The 1,221-nt window shown below is 46.8% G+C and carries 2 protein-coding genes; one reads left to right on the top strand and one right to left on the bottom strand.

Translation table 11 applies throughout. From position 1 onward, the window contains the following. On the top strand, positions 1-186 hold a 186-nt coding region (locus AABK37_RS41425), incomplete at its 5' end, for a hypothetical protein (protein WP_432557185.1). Positions 187-302: 116 nt separating this feature from the next. On the opposite strand, the gene AABK37_RS41420 is transcribed toward AABK37_RS41425, so the two are convergent. Beyond that, positions 303-950, bottom strand: coding sequence for a hypothetical protein (locus tag AABK37_RS41420; protein WP_432557184.1), 648 nt, complete (start codon positions 948-950; stop codon positions 303-305). Positions 951-1,221: the final 271 nt, after the last annotated feature.

The raw sequence follows: 1,221 nt of genomic DNA, 5'->3' as shown, positions 1-1,221 counted from the left end.
GGCCCTATCGCATTGGGCATTGGCATTCTTTCCCATGCCCCATGCCCCATTCCCCATGCCCGCTCTCATCCCACTCCACGCGCGGGGTGGGATGAGCTTAAGTTTAATTTCGCCCATTTACTTAATAAGCATTTATGGGTTTTGTCGATCGCCTGCAATACCCTCAAAGCTTGCGCTCTTTCATAGAGACTGGGTGCTGGTATGAAATTGTATTTAATATTAAAAATTATTAAGGGCACAGCGATGCCATGCCCTTAATAGTCAAAAGTATTAATTCTGTATCGTCTTTGACAATACTATTACTACTTGCGTAAAATTGCCGACAAAGAACTTTGTTTGCGAATATCCAGCATATCTGCTAAAGATTCTTTGCTTTTATCGAAGGGGATGGTGTGTTCTGGTGGCAAAACTGTCACCATAGGTTTTGTTTTAGATGCTACTGGTGCGAAGGACATGCTTTGTGATGGAGGCACAAAAACTGGCGGATTCTCTGGTGGACGTGCTTCTAATTTTTGATGACGATGTTGTGCCAAGCGTGCCTCATGGCGGTTAATCTGTTTCTGGTCTTTTTGCCGCTGTGGGGGACGGTTTAGCAATCGGAAAATTATAAAGCAACCACTAGCACAACTGAGGGCGATCGCTGCCACCATCCATAAAGGTGTAGCATTGCTAGTCTCAGGGGGGGTGTTGATTGGTTGTGCTACTTCAGCTTGTATTGTTTCTGGTTCTTCCGGTTCCACACGCCCAGCATAACTTAGGCTATACACTGCAAGGGTTGCGCTCCCTAGAAACATTCCTAGCAACCCTACCAACAATAGCCAAGGGTAGCGTCCCAACAGACGTATTAGAAGCATGAAGCTATCTATTGACTTCGATTTACTCTTTACCTTGTCTGCTCTGAGCGCTGTTGCTTGCGTTGGCTCCTGCTGTACATTCTGACTATTTTCCATGATTATTTTCAGATTTGTACCCCTCCGTTTGTTGATTGTACTGGAGGAGCTAACTTTCGCGTATCCGTAGCAAAGCTTCGGATTTAAGTAGCCTTTTTTTTGGACTCAGGCTCTTAAATCCGCTAAGTATTCGCGAAAATCGTTATTTTTTAGAACTTTATCAGGGAATGGGGCATCGGGCATCGGGCATCGGGCATCGGGCATCGGGCATCGGGCATCGGGCATCGGGCATCGGGCATCGGGCATCGGGCATCGGGCATCGGGCATCGGG

Origin of the sequence: Tolypothrix sp. VBCCA 56010, from assembly GCF_050875635.1 — a bacterium.
In the GTDB taxonomy this organism is placed as follows: domain Bacteria; phylum Cyanobacteriota; class Cyanobacteriia; order Cyanobacteriales; family Nostocaceae; genus Hassallia.
Note: the sequence above shows the minus strand (reverse complement) of the source record. Positions and strands in the feature narration are given on the sequence as shown.

Bases quoted from the DNA above. Each gene is read 5' to 3' on its own strand.
- AABK37_RS41420 (WP_432557184.1), bottom strand. From the start codon at position 950: ATGGAAAATAGTCAGAATGTACAGCAGGAGCCAACGCAAGCAACAGCG.